Origin of the sequence: Pseudomonas sp. KBN12P06040 (assembly GCF_037574965.1) — a bacterium.
GTDB lineage: Bacteria > Pseudomonadota > Gammaproteobacteria > Pseudomonadales > Pseudomonadaceae > Pseudomonas > Pseudomonas aeruginosa.
Genome location: NZ_JBBELS010000001.1, coordinates 4,920,976 through 4,935,876 on the forward strand (window position 1 = coordinate 4,920,976; position 14,901 = coordinate 4,935,876).

15 protein-coding genes are annotated in these 14,901 nt (G+C 68.0%); 9 read left to right on the forward strand and 6 right to left on the reverse strand.

Translation table 11 applies throughout. The features are described 5' to 3' along the window. Positions 1-12 precede the first annotated feature (12 nt). Genes VQ067_RS23105 through VQ067_RS23130 form a run of 6 tightly spaced genes read left to right on the forward strand, consistent with a single transcriptional unit; the run spans position 13 to position 6,939 of the window. Complete coding sequence (locus VQ067_RS23105) at positions 13-810, forward strand: RDD family protein (protein WP_003134638.1); 798 nt, start codon at positions 13-15, stop codon at positions 808-810. Then, positions 807-1,787, forward strand: coding sequence for a stage II sporulation protein M (locus tag VQ067_RS23110; RefSeq protein WP_003093893.1), 981 nt, complete (start codon positions 807-809; stop codon positions 1,785-1,787). Before VQ067_RS23105 ends, VQ067_RS23110 begins: the two co-directional genes overlap by 4 nt. Further along, on the forward strand, positions 1,774-3,345 hold the full coding sequence (locus tag VQ067_RS23115; protein ID WP_031639922.1) for a DUF4129 domain-containing protein: 1,572 nt from the start codon (positions 1,774-1,776) through the stop codon (positions 3,343-3,345). The genes VQ067_RS23110 and VQ067_RS23115 overlap by 14 nt, the downstream gene beginning before the upstream one ends. Then, positions 3,342-4,607: a DUF4350 domain-containing protein gene (locus VQ067_RS23120; RefSeq protein ID WP_003110039.1), complete on the forward strand. Its 1,266-nt coding sequence runs from the start codon at positions 3,342-3,344 to the stop codon at positions 4,605-4,607. The genes VQ067_RS23115 and VQ067_RS23120 overlap by 4 nt, the downstream gene beginning before the upstream one ends. Beyond that, the gene (locus tag VQ067_RS23125; protein WP_003093896.1) at positions 4,604-5,611 is read left to right on the forward strand and encodes an AAA family ATPase; all 1,008 of its coding nucleotides are present in this window, start codon (positions 4,604-4,606) and stop codon (positions 5,609-5,611) included. The genes VQ067_RS23120 and VQ067_RS23125 overlap by 4 nt, the downstream gene beginning before the upstream one ends. Further along, positions 5,608-6,939, forward strand: a complete 1,332-nt coding sequence (locus VQ067_RS23130; protein WP_033991154.1) for a DUF58 domain-containing protein — start codon at positions 5,608-5,610, stop codon at positions 6,937-6,939. Before VQ067_RS23125 ends, VQ067_RS23130 begins: the two co-directional genes overlap by 4 nt. 4 nt (positions 6,940-6,943) lie before the next feature. Here the strand turns inward: VQ067_RS23130 and VQ067_RS23135 are convergent, their stop codons facing one another. The 3 genes from VQ067_RS23135 to VQ067_RS23145 form a co-directional block, all read right to left on the reverse strand. Further along, on the reverse strand, positions 6,944-7,303 hold the full coding sequence (locus VQ067_RS23135; RefSeq protein ID WP_003093898.1) for a PilZ domain-containing protein: 360 nt from the start codon (positions 7,301-7,303) through the stop codon (positions 6,944-6,946). Positions 7,304-7,363: 60 nt separating this feature from the next. Continuing rightward, entirely contained in the window at positions 7,364-7,786 is a 423-nt protein-coding gene (locus tag VQ067_RS23140) for a DUF4124 domain-containing protein (RefSeq protein ID WP_003093901.1), read from the reverse strand. Positions 7,787-7,886: 100 nt separating this feature from the next. Beyond that, positions 7,887-8,270 carry a tetratricopeptide repeat protein gene (locus VQ067_RS23145; RefSeq protein WP_003141224.1) on the reverse strand — a complete coding sequence of 128 codons (384 nt, stop codon included), beginning with the start codon at positions 8,268-8,270 and terminating at the stop codon, positions 7,887-7,889. Between the two features lie 93 nt (positions 8,271-8,363). On the opposite strand from VQ067_RS23145, the gene VQ067_RS23150 reads away from it, so the two are divergent. The 3 genes from VQ067_RS23150 to pyk all read left to right on the forward strand — a co-directional run bounded on the left by VQ067_RS23150 (position 8,364) and on the right by pyk (position 11,703). Beyond that, positions 8,364-9,170, forward strand: coding sequence for a tetratricopeptide repeat protein (locus VQ067_RS23150; protein ID WP_003093924.1), 807 nt, complete (start codon positions 8,364-8,366; stop codon positions 9,168-9,170). Positions 9,171-9,254: 84 nt separating this feature from the next. After that, positions 9,255-10,169, forward strand: a complete 915-nt coding sequence (locus VQ067_RS23155; protein WP_003093926.1) for a universal stress protein — start codon at positions 9,255-9,257, stop codon at positions 10,167-10,169. An 82-nt stretch (positions 10,170-10,251) separates the two neighbouring features. Beyond that, a complete protein-coding gene (pyk, locus tag VQ067_RS23160) occupies positions 10,252-11,703 on the forward strand; it encodes a pyruvate kinase (RefSeq protein ID WP_003093930.1) in 1,452 nt (483 codons plus the stop codon). A gap of 189 nt (positions 11,704-11,892) precedes the next feature. On the opposite strand, the gene VQ067_RS23165 is transcribed toward pyk, so the two are convergent. The 3 genes from VQ067_RS23165 to VQ067_RS23175 all read right to left on the reverse strand — a co-directional run bounded on the left by VQ067_RS23165 (position 11,893) and on the right by VQ067_RS23175 (position 14,778). Next, a complete protein-coding gene (locus tag VQ067_RS23165; protein ID WP_003110043.1) occupies positions 11,893-12,666 on the reverse strand; it encodes an enoyl-CoA hydratase in 774 nt (257 codons plus the stop codon). A gap of 65 nt (positions 12,667-12,731) precedes the next feature. After that, complete coding sequence (locus VQ067_RS23170; RefSeq protein ID WP_033991153.1) at positions 12,732-13,658, reverse strand: iron-sulfur-binding ferredoxin reductase; 927 nt, start codon at positions 13,656-13,658, stop codon at positions 12,732-12,734. Further along, entirely contained in the window at positions 13,651-14,778 is a 1,128-nt protein-coding gene (locus VQ067_RS23175; protein WP_003093937.1) for a GGDEF domain-containing protein, read from the reverse strand. Before VQ067_RS23175 ends, VQ067_RS23170 begins: the two co-directional genes overlap by 8 nt. Between the last annotated feature and the right edge of the window lie 123 nt (positions 14,779-14,901).

A 14,901-nucleotide genomic window follows, 5' to 3' on the forward strand; every position in this document is an offset into this window, starting at 1 on the left:
CCCGGTTGCCTGATGACGCCACGCTGGCTAGCATCTGACTTTCCCCGACACGGCCCCCCGATGCCACCGAACGCAGCCGCCCGCCTCGTCGCGCCCGCCCCCCGGCCAGGCGCCGAGGTCCTCGACACCCACTACCACGTGGAAACGCCGGAAGGCATCGACCTGCTCCTGCGTCCCGCCGGCGTCGTCCCCCGGGCCCTGGCCTATACCATCGACCTCTGCATCCGCGGCCTGATCATGCTGGTGCTGATGCTCGGCCTGGCGTTCCTCGGCAAGCTCGGCGCCGGCCTCGGCCTGCTGCTGACCTTCGTCATGACCTGGTGGTACATGGTCCTCTTCGAGGTGCTCAACCAGGGCCGCTCGCCCGGCAAGCAGATGATGGGACTGCGCGTCGTCCACGACGACGGCACTCCGGTGGGCTGGGCCGCGTCGCTGCTGCGCAACCTGCTGCGCTTCGCCGACATCCTGCCCTTCGGCTACGCCCTCGGTCTGCTCTGTTGCCTGAACCATCCGGCCTTCAAGCGCCTGGGCGACATCGCCGCCGGCACCCTGGTGGTCTACCGCGAACCCGAACTGAGCCGGCCCAGCCTGCCTGACGTCGAGCCGCAACTGCCGCCCTTCCCCATGAGCCTGGAAGAACAGCGCGCTTTCCTCGGCTTCGCCGAACGCGGCGCGGCGCTTTCCTCGGCACGCCGCGAGGAACTGGCGGGCATTCTCGCCGAACCGCTGGGCGTCGAGCCGGTACGCGCCCAGGCCGAGATCAACGGCATCGCCCGCGGCTTTCTCGGCCTGCGCCAGGAGAGCGCATGAAACAGAGCCTCTTCGAACAGCGCCACCAGGCCGCCTGGCAACGCTTCGACAAACGCCTCGCCTTCCTCGAGAAAGGCAAGAAGCTGGAAGGCTCCAGCGACGACTTCGCCGCCGATTACCGGCGCCTCTGCCAACAACTGGCGCTGGCCCAGGAGCGCGGCTACAGCAGTCACCTGATCGACCAGTTGCAGCAACTGGCGATGCGCGGCCACCAGCAGTTCTACCGGCACCGCAGCCACCTCGGCAGCCGCATCCTCGGCTTCCTGCTCGCCGGCCTGCCGCGCCTGGTCCGCGAGGAATGGCGCAGCATCGCCGTGGCCAGCCTGCTGTTCTACGGCAGCGCCCTGCTCATGGGGCTGCTGGTCTATCACTTTCCCGACCTGATCTACAGCGTGGTCAGCCCGGACAAGGTCAGCGAGATGGAGTCTATGTACGCCCCGGAAACCACCCGCCTGGGTCCGTTGGGGGCACGCGACACCAGCGACGACTGGGAAATGTTCGGCTTCTACATCATGAACAACATCGGCATCGCCTTTCAGACCTTCGCCAGCGGCGTGCTGCTGGGACTCGGCAGCCTGTTCTTCCTGCTGTTCAATGGCCTGATGATCGGTTCGGTGGCCGGCCACCTGACGCAGATCGGCTACGTGCAGACCTTCTGGCCGTTCGTCATCGGCCACGGCGCGTTCGAACTGACCGCCATCACCTTCGCCGGCGCCGCCGGCCTTAAGCTCGGCTGGGCGCTGCTCGCGCCAGGTCGCCTGACCCGCGGCGAAGCCCTGCGGCTGGCCGCCCGGCGCAGCGTGCAACTGATCGCCGGGGTGATCGTGCTGTTGCTGCTGGCGGCCTTCACCGAGGCCTATTGGTCTTCCATCAGTCATTTCGAGCCGCGGGTGAAGTACGCGGTCGGCGCGGTCCTCTGGCTGCTGGTCGGCAGCTACTTCCTGTTCGCCGGACGGAGCCGCCATGCGCCTGACTGACGCCAGCGTGGCGATTCGACCGCGCAGCGCCTGGGAAGCGCTCGACCTCGGCATCCTCCTGGCGCATCGCCATGCGCGCCTGCTGATGGGCAGCTGGGCGTTGCTGACCCTGCCGCTGTTCGCCGTGCTCAGCCTCCTGCTGTGGCAGCATCCGACCCTGGCGATCCTGATCTTCTGGTGGCTCAAGCCGGCCTTCGAACGACTGCCGCTGTACATTCTCTCGCACGCCCTGTTCGGCGATACGCCAACCCTGAAGCAGGCCCTGCGCGCCTATCCCGCCCTGCTGAGGAAACAGTTGCCGGCCAGCCTGCTGTGGCGCCGCTTCAGTCCGACGCGCAGCTTCGACCTGCCGGTCCTGCAACTGGAAGGGCTCGCCGGGGAGCCCCGCAGCCAGCGCCTGATCGTATTGTCCCAGCGCAACGCCGGCGGCGCGACCTGGCTGACCGTGGTCGGCGTGCACCTGGAAATGGCGCTCTGGGCCGGCTTCGCCATGCTTCTCTACCTGCTGATCCCAGCGCAGAACGAGATCGACTGGAACTGGCAGAGCCTGCTCGACCCGGAAGCCGGCGAGTGGCTCTGGCTGGAGCACCTCTCGAACCTGCTCTACGTCCTGGTGCTGGTAGTCTGGGAGCCGATCTACGTGGCCTGCGGCTTCACCCTCTACCTGAACCGGCGCACCGAACTGGAGGCCTGGGACATCGAGCTGGTGTTCCGCCGCCTGCGCCAGCGTCTGGTCGGCAGCGCCTATGTCCTGCTGCTCGGCCTGGCCGCTTCGCTGGCCTGGCTGCCCGCCCCTTCCGCCTACGCCGAGCCGGCGGCCGCCGCCAGCGCCGGCGAAGCCGAGCTACCGCCCGAGCAGGCCCGCCTGCTGCGGCAGAAACTCAACAGCGAACAGGCCGGCAAGCAGATCCGGGCGATCGTCGACGGCGCGCCGTTCAAGAACAGCGAGACCGTTACGGGCTGGCGCTTCGGCGACAAGACCGAGAAAAAGGACAGCCGCAAGGAGGACGAAGAGCGGCTCAAGGCATTCTTCGAGGCCCTGGCCAACTGGGTGCCGTTCCGTCACGCGGCGCAGGTCATCGAAGTGCTGCTCTGGGCGCTGCTGTTCAGCGCGGTGTTCCTGCTGGTCTGGCGCTACCGTGAATGGCTGCGCCTGTTCGTCGGCAACCTGGGCTTGCCGCAACGGGCCCGCCGCGAAGCGCCGACGGTGATGTTCGGCCTCGATCTCAGTCCGGAAAGCCTGCCCGACGACATCGCCGGCAACGCCGAACGGCTCTGGAACGAGAAACCACGGGAAGCCCTCGGCCTGCTCTACCGCGGGCTGCTCAGCCGACTGCTGCATGACTACCGCCTGCCGTTGAAGGGCTCTCATACCGAGGGCGAGGTCCTGCGCCTGGTCGAAGGACTGGAGCAACAACGGCCGCTGCTGCACTACAGCCAACTGCTGACCGCCCAATGGCAGGCGCTCGCCTACGGCCACCGGCTGCCGGCCGACGACGCTCGCCAGCGCCTCTGCGACGGCTGGCGCAGCCTTTTCGCCGCGGGAGCCAAGCCATGATGAGCCGGCGCGCGCGCTTCCTGTTGCTTGCCGTGCTCCTGCTGCTGGCCGGGCTGCTGGCGATCTTCCTGGCCAGCCGCCTGCAACCCTATACGGAGACGATCGACCTCGGCCCATCGCCGGAGGCCCGGCGCAATCCCTACCTGGCCGCCGAACTGTTCCTGCGCAAGCAGGGGGTCACGGTGAGCCGCGCCGACGGCCTTGAGGTCCTCAAGGAACTGCCGCCCTCCGGGCATACCCTGCTCCTGCTCGGCAGCCGTTCCGGCATGACTCCCGGCCAGGCGCGCCGCCTGCTGCAATGGAGCGAGCAGGGCGGGCACCTGGTGCTGATCGCCGAACGCCTGTGGGACGAGGACGAGAAGAAGAGCGGCGACCTGCTGCTCGACAGCCTGGATATCCGCCAGTACCTCACCGAGGACTTCGACGACAGCCAGGACCGGGCCAGCGAGGAAACCGCCGACGCCGACGAAGGTAGCGTCGACGACCATGCGACCGAAGCGCCGCCGGAGGAAGCCGCCGGCGAGGAAGAAGAGCCCGCCGACAGCGTGCCGGACTATTCCGCACTGACCCGCCTGTACCTGGAAAACGAGCGCTCGCCGGCCTACATCGGCTTCGATCCCGACTACCACCTCTACGATCCGCAGAACCACGCCTACGCCTGGGCCAACAGCGGCGACGCCACCCACCTGTTGCAGATGCAGCACGGCAAGGGCCTGGTCACGGTGCTCACCGACGCCTGGATCTGGCAGAACCGCAACATCGAGCAGTACGACAACGCCTGGCTGCTCTGGTACCTGACCCAGGACAACCAGGTGACCCTGCTCTACCGCGCCGAACGCGACAGCCTCGCCACCCTGCTCGCCCGCCACTTCCCCGAGGCCCTGGCGGCAGCGCTGCTGCTGTTGCTCGCTGGCCTGTGGCGCGCAGGGCTGCGCCAGGGTCCCTTGCAGCCGGTGGCCAGCCGTTCGCGCCGGCAACTGGAGGAACACCTGCGCGCCGGCGCCGACTTCCTCCTCCGCCAGCGCGGCCACGTCGCCTTGCTGCACGGTCTGCAACGCGACATCCTGCGCAGGGCGCGGCGTCGCCACCCCGGTTTCGAACAGCTCGGCGTCGCCGAGCAATGGCAGATCCTCGGTCGCATGACCCGCCTGCCACCCAGCGCCATCAGCCAGGCCATGCGCCCATATCCGGCGCAGCGCCTTTCCGCTGCCGACTTCACCCGCCAGGTCGCCCACCTGCAAAGCCTCAGGAATGCCCTATGAGCGAACAGACGCCCGAACAACCGAGCACCGCGCCCAACCCGGCGCTCCAGCGCCAGCGCGCCAGCCAGCTGGCCCAGGCCCTGCGCAGCGAACTGCAGAAAGCCCTGATTGGCCAGGGCGCGGTGATCGACGATGTGCTCACCGCGTTGCTCGCCGGCGGCCACGTGTTGGTGGAAGGCGTGCCGGGGCTCGGCAAGACCCTGCTGGTACGCGCCCTGGCGCGCTGCTTCGACGGCGGCTTCGCGCGCATCCAGTTCACCCCCGACCTGATGCCCAGCGACGTCACCGGCCACGCCGTATACGACCTCGCCAGCGAGCAGTTCAAGCTGCGCAAGGGGCCGGTGTTCACCCACCTGCTGCTGGCGGACGAGATCAACCGCGCGCCGGCCAAGACCCAGGCCGCCCTCCTGGAAGTGATGCAGGAGCGCCAGGTCACCCTGGAAGGACGCGCCCTGCCGGTGCCGCAGCCGTTCATGGTGCTGGCGACGCAGAACCCGATCGAGCAGGAAGGCACCTATCCGCTGCCGGAAGCCGAACTCGACCGCTTCATGCTCAAGCTGCGCATCGATTACCCGGCCGAAGCCGAGGAACAGACCCTGGTGCGCCAGGTGACCCGCTCCGCGCGCAGCGACATGCTCGACGTGGCCAACCTGCGGCCGCTGCTGAAGGACAAAGACGTTCTCGCCCTGCAGCGGATCGCCAGCGACCTGCCGATCGACGACCAGGTCCTCGACTATGCCGTGCGCCTGGCCCGCACCACCCGCAACTGGCCGGGCCTGGCCCTCGGCGCCGGACCTCGCGCGTCGATCGCCCTGGTCCGTTGCGGCCGGGCGCGGGCGCTGTTGCGCGGCGGCGAGTTCGTGGTGCCGGACGACATCAAGGGCTGTGCCCTGGCGGTCCTGCGCCATCGGGTCCGGCTGTCTCCGGAGCTGGACATCGAGGGGCTGTCGGTGGACCAGGTCCTGCAACAGTTGCTCGACCAGGTACCGGCCCCCCGCGTATGAAGCCATCGCGCGCCCTGCTGGCGCTGTTCGCCGCGCTCCTGCTGCTGGCCATCGGCCTGGGCAGCCTGTCGGCGCTCGGCCAGCGGTTGCCTGCGCAACTGCATACATTCTGGTGGGCGGTGCTCGCCGCGCTGCTCCTGCTCGGCCTGCTGGACGCCCTGTGGGCGCGCCGCCAGGCGGTGCCGAAGCTGAGCCGCCAGCTCAGCGGCAACCTGCCGCTGGGGCGCTGGAGCGAAGTGCGCCTGCATCTGCAGCACACCTATCGGCGTCCGGTTCGCCTGACCCTGTTCGATCACCTGCCGGCCGGCATGGATTTCGAGTACCTGCCGCAGGAGGTCGAACTGCGCCCGGGCGAAAGCACCGAGGTCGGCTACCGGGTGCGGCCGCTCAACCGCGGTCACTTCGTGTTTCCCCGCTGCGAGCTGGAACTGCCCAGCCCGCTGCGCCTGTGGCGGCAGCGCCGCTACCTGGAAGCACGTGGCGAGACCCGCGTCTACCCGGACTTCGCCCGCCTCTACGGCGCCGAACTGATGGCGGTCGACCACTGGCTCAACCAGATCGGCGTACGCGGCGGCCAGCGCCGCGGCCTCGGCCTGGAGTTCCACCAGTTGCGCGAATTCCGCGACGGCGACACCCTGCGCCAGATCGACTGGAAGGCCACCGCTCGCAAACGCACGCCGATCGCCCGCGAATACCAGGACGAACGCGACCAGCAGATCCTCTTCCTGCTCGACTGCGGCCGCCGCATGCGCAGCCAGGACGGCGACCTGTCGCACTTCGACCATGCCCTCAACGCCAGCCTGCTGCTGGCCTACGTGGCCCTGCGCCAGGGCGATGCGGTGGGCGCCATGACCTTCGCCGGCGACGACCGCCGGCACCTCCCGCCGGGCAAGGGCAGCGCCCAGCTCGGCGCGCTGCTCAACACCGTCTACGACCTGCAGACCAGCCAGCGTCCCGCCGACTTCCCGGAAGCCGTGCAGGCGGTGCTGTCCCGCCAGCGGCGGCGGGCCCTGGTGATCCTGGTGACCAACCTGCGCGACGAGGACGACGAAGAACTGCTCGGCGCGGTGAAACGCCTGGGCCGCCAACACCGGGTGCTGGTCGCCAGCCTGCGCGAGGAAGTGCTCGACACCCTGCGCCAGGAGCCGGTCGCCCGCTACGAGCAGGCGCTCGCCTACACCGGCACCATCGACTACCTGAATGCGCGCAACGGCCTCCACGAGAAGCTCGCGGCCCACGGCGTGCCAGTGCTCGATGCGCGTCCCAGCGAACTCGGGCCGGAGCTGATCAGCCGCTACCTGGGCTGGAAGCGCGCCGGCGTGCTTTGACGGATCAGACCGACTGCGGCTGGCGGGGGAAGCTGAAGTAGCGGCGCAGCGCCTCCACCAGTTCGAGGAATTCGGCGGGCGGCGCCAGCAGGTGGAAGCCGGAATCGAAATGACCGGGCGTGACGTCCTCGCAGGTCCACCGGCAGTCGGCGGAAAAATCGATGCATTGCGGGCGACCGCCCAGTCCCGGAACCTTCAGGCGCAGTTCGAAACGCGCGCCGACCAGCATCGGCAGTTGGCTGATCAGCAGCAGGCCGTCCTCGGAGACGTTGCCGATGTAGCCCATCGGCTTGTCGGTGATGCGATTGAACACCTTCAGGTAGCTGGGCAACTGATGGCGCTGGATATGTCGTTGAAGACCCATAATGGCATTTCGCTATGATTTGCAGTCCAGTATGACGATGCCGGCGCTCGGGGAACAAGCTCAGCGGCAGCGTTCGGACTCCCGCGAGGCCAGTTCGCGACGAATGGCGTCCAGCTCGGCATCGCTCAGGTAAACCGGCCCGCCGCCGGCGTCCTGCCGATAGAAGCGGCCGCCGCGTTCGAGCTGGGACAACTGTTGCCGCAAGCGCCCGCATTCCTCGGCCAGCGCAGCCTGGCGCTGGCCGGCACGTTCGGCGGCGGCGGTGCGTTCCTCGCGACGAGCATCGAAATACTCCTGGGTGCGCTGCTCGCGCTGGCGGGTCGCGGCGTCACGTTCCACCACCTGCGGCCTGACTTCGACGCGTTGCGCGCCGGCCGGTGGCGTGGCGGAGAAGTGTACCTTGCCCTGGGCATCGGTCCAGCGATAGATGTCCGCCTGTGCCAGCACGGGCATCAGGGCGACACAGAACCACAGGGCACGCATGCGAACCTCCTCCGTGAAATCCAGGACGAAGCTTACCGGATCGACCGGGGTCCCATGCGACCGACGGTCAGCCTGAACGCCCGTCCAGTCTCCCGGCCGCCTACAGGCGGGTCGGCACGGCGCTGGCCGAGGCCGGCGTCTCATTCAGCCGGCCCAGCTGGCGCAAGGTCTCCAGCCGCGCCTTGGCACGGTAGGCATATTCGCTGGTGGGGTAACGGGCGATGATGAAGTGGTAGGTCTGCGCCGCGTCGACGAACAGGCTCTGGCGTTCCAGGCACTGGCCGCGCAGCAGCGAGATTTCCGGCTGCAGGTAGGGCCGCGCGCGAATCCGCCGTTCGGCCCGCGACAGGTCGAGCATCACCTGTGCGCAATCGCCTTTGTCGTAGGCGCGGTAGGCCCCGTTCAGGTCGCTGTTCAGCGACCAGCTGTTACAACCGGTGGCACTCAGCGCCAGGCAGGCAACGATCAAGCTTCGCATAGGCATATCCTCCGTTGGGAACTGTATCGGCGCGTATTGGCGTGACTGAAGGGCCTGACTAGACTGGGGTGGCTCTCGCCCTGGCGCCAAGGAGATGCCATGCGCTTCGCCCGCCGTCTCGTCCTGCTCCCATTGTTGTCGCTGCTGGCCGCCTGTTCGCCGACCACGCCGCTGTTCGTCGCCCAGGTGACCACTGGCGAAGTCGCCGAATACAAGCAGATGAAGAGCAACCGCATGACCGCCGCCATCGAGGAGGAAGGCGACCTGCTGACCTACAGCGCCATGGCGATCCGCGACAACAGGAGCGCCGAGGCGGAGAAGCTCTACCTCACCGGCTACGACAATAGCCGCTACAGCGCCGAGGTGCGCGGTATCTCGCTGTACCAGATCGGCCTGATCTACATGAGCCGCTACAACGACCAGCGCGACGACGCCAAGGCCACCGACTACTTCCAGCGCGTGGTCCGCGAGTTCCCCGGCACCCACGCCGCCGAGCATGCCCAGGCGCGCCTGCTGGCGATGCGCCAGCGAGCCAGGGAGCCGGTGCAGAAGAGCGCCCGCGAATTGCTCGCCACCTGGAAGCCGCAGCAGAACCTCGACCTCTACAAGACCAGCCTCGACCCGGACATGACCCTGCTGTCGCGCCGCGCGGTGCTCAAGGATCGCGTCGACGAAGCCGCCGAGCTCTACCTGCTGGCGGTCAACGATCCGGCGATTCCTGCCGGTATAAAGGAAAAGGCCCTCTACCAGCTCGGCCTGATGTACCTGGCGCCGGACAACCCGCACCCGAACCGCGACAAGGCCATCGAATACCTGCGCCGCCAGTTGCTCGACTATCCTGAAGGCGAATTGTCGAACAAGGCCAGCCGGCACCTCGACCAGGCGCTCAACGTGCAACCTCGCTGATCCCCGCCGGACTGACCCAGATCAAGCGCCCGTCGCGGCGCCTGGTCTGCAATGGCATTCCCGCCCAGTGCCAGGAGCGTTGCCATGAACCTGCATAACCTGCTGGTGGTCGTCGACCCGAGCAGCGACGAACAGCCGGCCCTTACCCGTGCCCAGTGGATCGCCGAACGCAGCGGCGCCAGCGTCGAGTTGCTGCTGTGCGACTTCAACCCGGCGCTGGACGGCGGGCTGTTCTTCGACAGTCACTCGCTGCAGCGTGCCCGCGACCTTTACCTGGACGAACGGGTCACCTGGCTGGAGCAGCTTTCCATGCCGCTGCAGCAGGCCGGCATCCGCACTCAGGTCGAGGCCCAGTGGGGCAAGCCGCTGGACCGGATGGTCCTGCAACGGGTCGGCGAAACCCGGCCCGACCTGGTCCTCAAGAGCACCCGCAAGCACAACCTGCTGCGCCGCCTGCTACTGGGCAACAGCGACTGGCAATTGATCCGCCACTGCCCGCAGCCGCTCTGGCTGGTCCATCACGACGCCTGGCGCGGCCAGCGCCTGTGCGCGGCGCTCGACCCGCTGCATGCCAGCGACAAGCCGGCCGCCCTCGATCACCGGCTGATCGCCGCCGCCCGCCAGCTCGAAGCCAGCCTGGGGCTGCGCGCCGACTACCTGCATACCCACGCGGCGATGCCGCGCAGCCTGCTGTTCGACGCGGAAATGCTCGCCGGCTACGAGCGTTTCGTGCTGCAACATGAGGAACGTCACCGCCAGGCCTTCGACGACCTGCTGGCAGCCTACCCGGAGATCGCCGCGGAGCGCCGCCACCTGCTGGCCGGCTATGCCGAGCAGGCGATCCCCGACTTCGTCCGGGCCAACGACATCGACCTGCTGCTGATGGGCGCGGTCGCCCGGGGGCACCTGGACAACGCGCTGATCGGGCAAACCGCCGAACGCGTCCTGGAGGAGGTGGAATGCGACCTGCTGGTGCTCAAACCGACAAATGACATCTGATGCAGATAGTATGACTCCGCAGTCGCCGCCGAGCCTCGCCGGTGGTAGCCTGCACGCCAGCGTTATCCAAGGAGTCCTTTGCATGTCCGTTCGCCGCACCAAAATCGTCGCCACCCTCGGCCCAGCCAGCAATTCCCCGGAAGTGCTGGAGCAACTGATCCTGGCCGGGATCGACGTCGCCCGCCTCAACTTCTCCCACGGCACCCCCGATGAACACCGCGCCCGCGCCAGGCTGGTGCGCGAACTGGCGGCCAAGCACGGCCGCTTCGTCGCCCTGCTCGGCGACCTGCAAGGACCGAAGATCCGCATCGCCAAGTTCGCCAACAAGCGCATCGAATTGCAGGTCGGCGACAAGTTCCGCTTCTCCACCAGCCACGCCCGCGACGCCGGTACCCAGGAAGTGGTCGGCATCGACTACCCGGACCTGGTGAAGGACTGCGGGGTCGGCGATGAACTGCTGCTGGACGACGGCCGGGTGGTGATGGTGGTCGAGGAAGTCGCCGCCGACGAACTGCGCTGCCGGGTGCTGATCGGCGGCCCGCTGTCCGACCACAAGGGCATCAACCGCCGCGGCGGCGGTCTCACCGCGCCGGCGCTGACCGACAAGGACAAGGCCGACATCAAGCTGGCCGCGGACATGGACCTGGACTACGTGGCCGTTTCCTTCCCGCGCGACGCCAAGGACATGGAATACGCCCGCCGCCTGCTCACCGAGGCCGGAGGCAAGGCCTGGCTGGTGGCCAAGATCGAGCGCGCCGAGGCGGTCGCCGACGACGACGCCCTCGACGGCCTGATTCGTGCCAGCGACGCGGTGATGGTGGCCCGTGGCGACCTCGGCGTGGAAATCGGCGATGCCGAGCTGGTCGGCATCCAGAAGAAGATCATCCTGCACGCTCGCCGCAACAATAAAGTGGTGATCACCGCGACCCAGATGATGGAGTCGATGATCCACAGCCCGATGCCGACCCGCGCGGAAGTCTCCGACGTGGCCAACGCCGTGCTCGACTACACCGACGCGGTGATGCTCTCGGCGGAAAGCGCCGCCGGCGAGTACCCGGTGGAAGCGGTGAAAGCCATGGCCCGCGTCTGCCAGGGCGCCGAGAAGCACCCGACCAGCCAGAAATCCAGCCACCGCCTCGGCCAGACCTTCGACCGCTGCGACGAGAGCATCGCCCTGGCGTCGATGTACACGGCCAACCACTTCCCGGGGATCAAGGCGATCATCTGCCTGACCGAAAGCGGCTTCACCCCGCTGATCATGTCGCGCATCCGCTCGTCGGTACCGATCTACGCCTACTCCCCGCACCGCGAGACCCAGGCTCGCGTGGCGATGTTCCGCGGCGTGGAAACCATCCCCTTCGACCCGGCGGCGCTGCCGGCGGAGAAGGTCAGCCAGGCCGCGGTCGACGAGTTGCTCAAGCGCGGCGTGGTGACCAAGGGCGACTGGGTGATCCTGACCAAGGGCGACAGCTACACCGCCCAGGGCGGCACCAACACCATGAAGGTGCTGCACGTCGGCGACCTGCTGGTATAAGCGCACGTCGCGGCGGATAACGCCCGTGGCGTTATCCGCCCTACGGACCGGCGCTCCGCTAACTCAACGTGGTGTAGGGCGAATAACCGCTACGCGGTTATCCGCCGTTTCAGCCGCATCGCGGCGAATAACGCCTGGGGCGTTATCCGCCCTACGGATCGTCGCTCCGCTGGCCCAACAGCGGTGTGCTCAGGCGAACCTGGAGAAATCCGGCTGGCGCCGGTGCATGAAGGCGCTGAGCGCCTCGATCGCCTCGGGCGAGCGCAGTCGGGTACTGAAGATATCGCCTTCCTCGGCGATCACCCGGCGAAGCTCCTCGATAAACGGCGCTTTCATCAGGCGCTTGCTCTCCACTACCGCCGAGGGCGCCAGGTGCAGGAAGCGCCGGGCCGCATCGCGGGCGTGCTCCAGCACCGTGGCGCCATCCTCCAGCGCCGCATTGGCCAGGCCCCAGGCCGCCGCCTGCTCGCCGCTGAAGTCCTGGCCAAGCATCAGCAATTCCGCAGCCCTGGCATGACCGAGCATGCGCGGCAGGATCAGGCTCGAGCCGAACTCCGGTGTCAGGCCGAGGTTGACGAACGGCATCTTCAATCGCGCGTTGCGACCAACGAAGACCAGATCGCAATGCAGCAGCAGGGTGGTGCCGATACCCACCGCCGGTCCGTTCACCGCGGCGATCACCGGCTTGGGGAATTCCAGCAGGGCGCTCATGAAGCGGCCGACCGGGCTGTCGCGCAGGGATGGCGGTTGTTCGAGGAAGTCGAGGATGTCGTTGCCGCTGGTGAAGCAGGCATCGCCGCCAGTGATCAGCACTACCCGCACAGCCGTATCGGCCTGCGCCTCCAGCAGCGCCTCGGCCATCCGGCTGTACATCGCGCGGGTCAGCGCGTTCTTCTTGTCCTGGCGGTCCAGGCGCAGGGTCAGCAGCCCTGTTTCGCGTTCGACCCGAATCAGCTCGCTCATCGTCACTCCAGGGATGCGGCGCAAGGCCGCGGCAATGACTGCAAGGCACCGCCACCGGCGCCGCGTCAGGCGTGGGGCAGGAACAGGTCCGCCAGGGTCTGGCTACGCGGTACGCCGGCCAGGTAGAGATGCCGGGCGAAGCGTTCGACGCTGACGGGTTGGCCGCAGAGTAAGGCCATGCTGCGCCGCGGAACAAGGCGGAGATCGGCCAAGGCAGAGGGCAACTGCGCCGCCGACACCAGGTTGACGCGCAGTTGCGGATGACGCCCGGCCAACTCCGCCAACTCGCTCGCCAGGTAGTGGTCGCGCGCCAGGTGCAGCAGCTGGATCGGCGCCTGGTGTTCCGCGCGCAAGGCTTCGCGAAGTATCCCCCAGAGCGGCGCCAGCCCGGTGCCGGCGGCCATCAGCAACAGCGGTCGCTCCTGCCAGTCCGGCTCGTAGCGCAACGCCCCGCCGCGCAACTCGCCCAGACGCAGGAGCGCGCCAGGCGCCAGGCGCCGGGCGCGGTCGCAGAACGCGCCGGGAGCGCTACAGTCGATGTGGAACTCCAGCCATGGGTCCTCGTGAGGCAGGCTGGCCAGCGAATAGGGACGCGCCACGCCATCGTCGCTCCACAGCAGCAGGTGCTGCCCGGCGCGATAGCGCAAGGGCCGCTCCGGCTCCAGGCGCAGGCGCAGCACATCGCCCAGCCAGTGGCAGGCGACGACCCTGGCCGGCAGCCCGTCGCGCTCAGGATCGAAAGGCTGCAACATGAGGTCGCCGAGCACCCGGCACTGACAGGCCAGCCGCCAGCCCGCTTCGCGCCGTACCGGATCGAGCGCCTCCGGGAGGGTGTCTTCCACCTCGCCCTGCAGGCAATGCACCAGGCAGGCGTGGCAACTGCCGGCGCGGCAGCTATGGGGCACGGCGATGCCGCCGGCGAGCAGCGCATCCAGCAGGTTGCTGCCGGCGGCGACGGCAAGGCGTCGCTCGCCGACCCGTATGTCAGGCACTGGTGACCTCCCAGGTGGCGTCGCAGCGGTTTCGTCCGCCACGCTTGGCACGGTAGAGCGCCTGGTCGGCCCGCTGCAAGGCCTCGTCGAGATCGTCGTCGGCATACAGCAGGGTCATGCCCACCGAAAGGCTCAGGGTATCCACCGTGACCCCGACCGGTTCCGCCTGTTCGAACGCCAGGCGCAGGCGTTCGCAACAGCTTTCCAGCTGTTCCGCGTCGGCGTGGGGCAGCAGCAGGACGAACTCCTCGCCGCCGTAACGGGCCAGGACGTCGCCATCGCGCAGACAGGAACGCGCCACCGCGGCGAAGGTCTGCAGGACCCGATCGCCGGCGGCGTGGCCGTGGCGGTCGTTGATCCGCTTGAAGTGATCGAGGTCGATCAGCGCCAGGCCGTGCTGCCGGTTCGGCAGCAGGTCTTCCAGCGCCCGACTGGCCAGGCGCATGAAATGCCGGCGGTTGAACAGCCCGGTGAGTTCGTCGGTGGCCACCAGGTCTTCCAGTTGGCGCATCATGCCGCGCAGCGTGTCCTGGTGCGCCTGCAAGGCATAGCGGCGCTGGCGCATGCGTTGCCGCATCGCCTGTATGTAGCTGGCGAACAGGCTCAGCCAGACCATTACGATGAACATCACGAGCACCTGCAATGCAGCCCGGCCCGGCAGCTCGAGACGCTGCTGCAAGGCCTCTACCAGGTAGATGCCGGAAAAAGCGATGAACGCCAGCGCCGCACAGCGGGCGAAGACCCGCGGCGGCAGTTGGAACACGCCGAACAGCAGGGCCAGCACGTAGAACACCATGAAGGTGCCGCGCAGGCTGTCGACGTGATAGAGGAAATAGGTCAGCCAGGCGATCGCCACCAGCACCTGCGGCTCGGTCAGGCTGGGATCGGCGTAACGCAGGTTGCGACCGCTGGCGAACAGCCAGAGGAAGGCCAGTTGGCAAGCCACCACCAGGGTGGTGCTGGCTGCCGCGGTGGTCGGCGCTGCGCGGTAGAAGCCGCTGAGTAGCGCCAGCCAGAGCAGGACCAGGCCGAGCAGGTAGGTGCCTGCGGCCATGCCGAACCGGCGGAGCAAGAGCTTTTGCAGCGCACGCTGTTTCAGAGGAGGCTTGTCTGTGCGCATGGGCTCCGTCCCGTAATGGCACCTGGCCGCAATGTACCCTGCCCCCTGCGGGTTGCCTAGTCGAACGAACTGCCAGCTAGCGGACCGCGGATTTATCGGCCGACCAGCCGGCTGGCCGACCAA

Coding starts and splice junctions, on each gene's coding strand:
- VQ067_RS23165 (WP_003110043.1), bottom strand. CDS start 12,666: ATGAGCGAGCTGATTCGGGTCGAACGCGAAACAGGGCTGCTGACCCTG.
- VQ067_RS23110 (WP_003093893.1), top strand. CDS start 807: ATGAAACAGAGCCTCTTCGAACAGCGCCACCAGGCCGCCTGGCAACGC.
- VQ067_RS23120 (WP_003110039.1), top strand. CDS start 3,342: ATGATGAGCCGGCGCGCGCGCTTCCTGTTGCTTGCCGTGCTCCTGCTG.
- VQ067_RS23115 (WP_031639922.1), top strand. CDS start 1,774: ATGCGCCTGACTGACGCCAGCGTGGCGATTCGACCGCGCAGCGCCTGG.
- VQ067_RS23135 (WP_003093898.1), bottom strand. CDS start 7,303: ATGGGTCTTCAACGACATATCCAGCGCCATCAGTTGCCCAGCTACCTG.
- VQ067_RS23105 (WP_003134638.1), top strand. CDS start 13: ATGACGCCACGCTGGCTAGCATCTGACTTTCCCCGACACGGCCCCCCG.
- pyk (WP_003093930.1), top strand. CDS start 10,252: ATGTCCGTTCGCCGCACCAAAATCGTCGCCACCCTCGGCCCAGCCAGC.
- VQ067_RS23175 (WP_003093937.1), bottom strand. CDS start 14,778: ATGCGCACAGACAAGCCTCCTCTGAAACAGCGTGCGCTGCAAAAGCTC.
- VQ067_RS23140 (WP_003093901.1), bottom strand. CDS start 7,786: ATGCGTGCCCTGTGGTTCTGTGTCGCCCTGATGCCCGTGCTGGCACAG.
- VQ067_RS23145 (WP_003141224.1), bottom strand. CDS start 8,270: ATGCCTATGCGAAGCTTGATCGTTGCCTGCCTGGCGCTGAGTGCCACC.
- VQ067_RS23130 (WP_033991154.1), top strand. CDS start 5,608: ATGAAGCCATCGCGCGCCCTGCTGGCGCTGTTCGCCGCGCTCCTGCTG.
- VQ067_RS23150 (WP_003093924.1), top strand. CDS start 8,364: ATGCGCTTCGCCCGCCGTCTCGTCCTGCTCCCATTGTTGTCGCTGCTG.
- VQ067_RS23155 (WP_003093926.1), top strand. CDS start 9,255: ATGAACCTGCATAACCTGCTGGTGGTCGTCGACCCGAGCAGCGACGAA.
- VQ067_RS23125 (WP_003093896.1), top strand. CDS start 4,604: ATGAGCGAACAGACGCCCGAACAACCGAGCACCGCGCCCAACCCGGCG.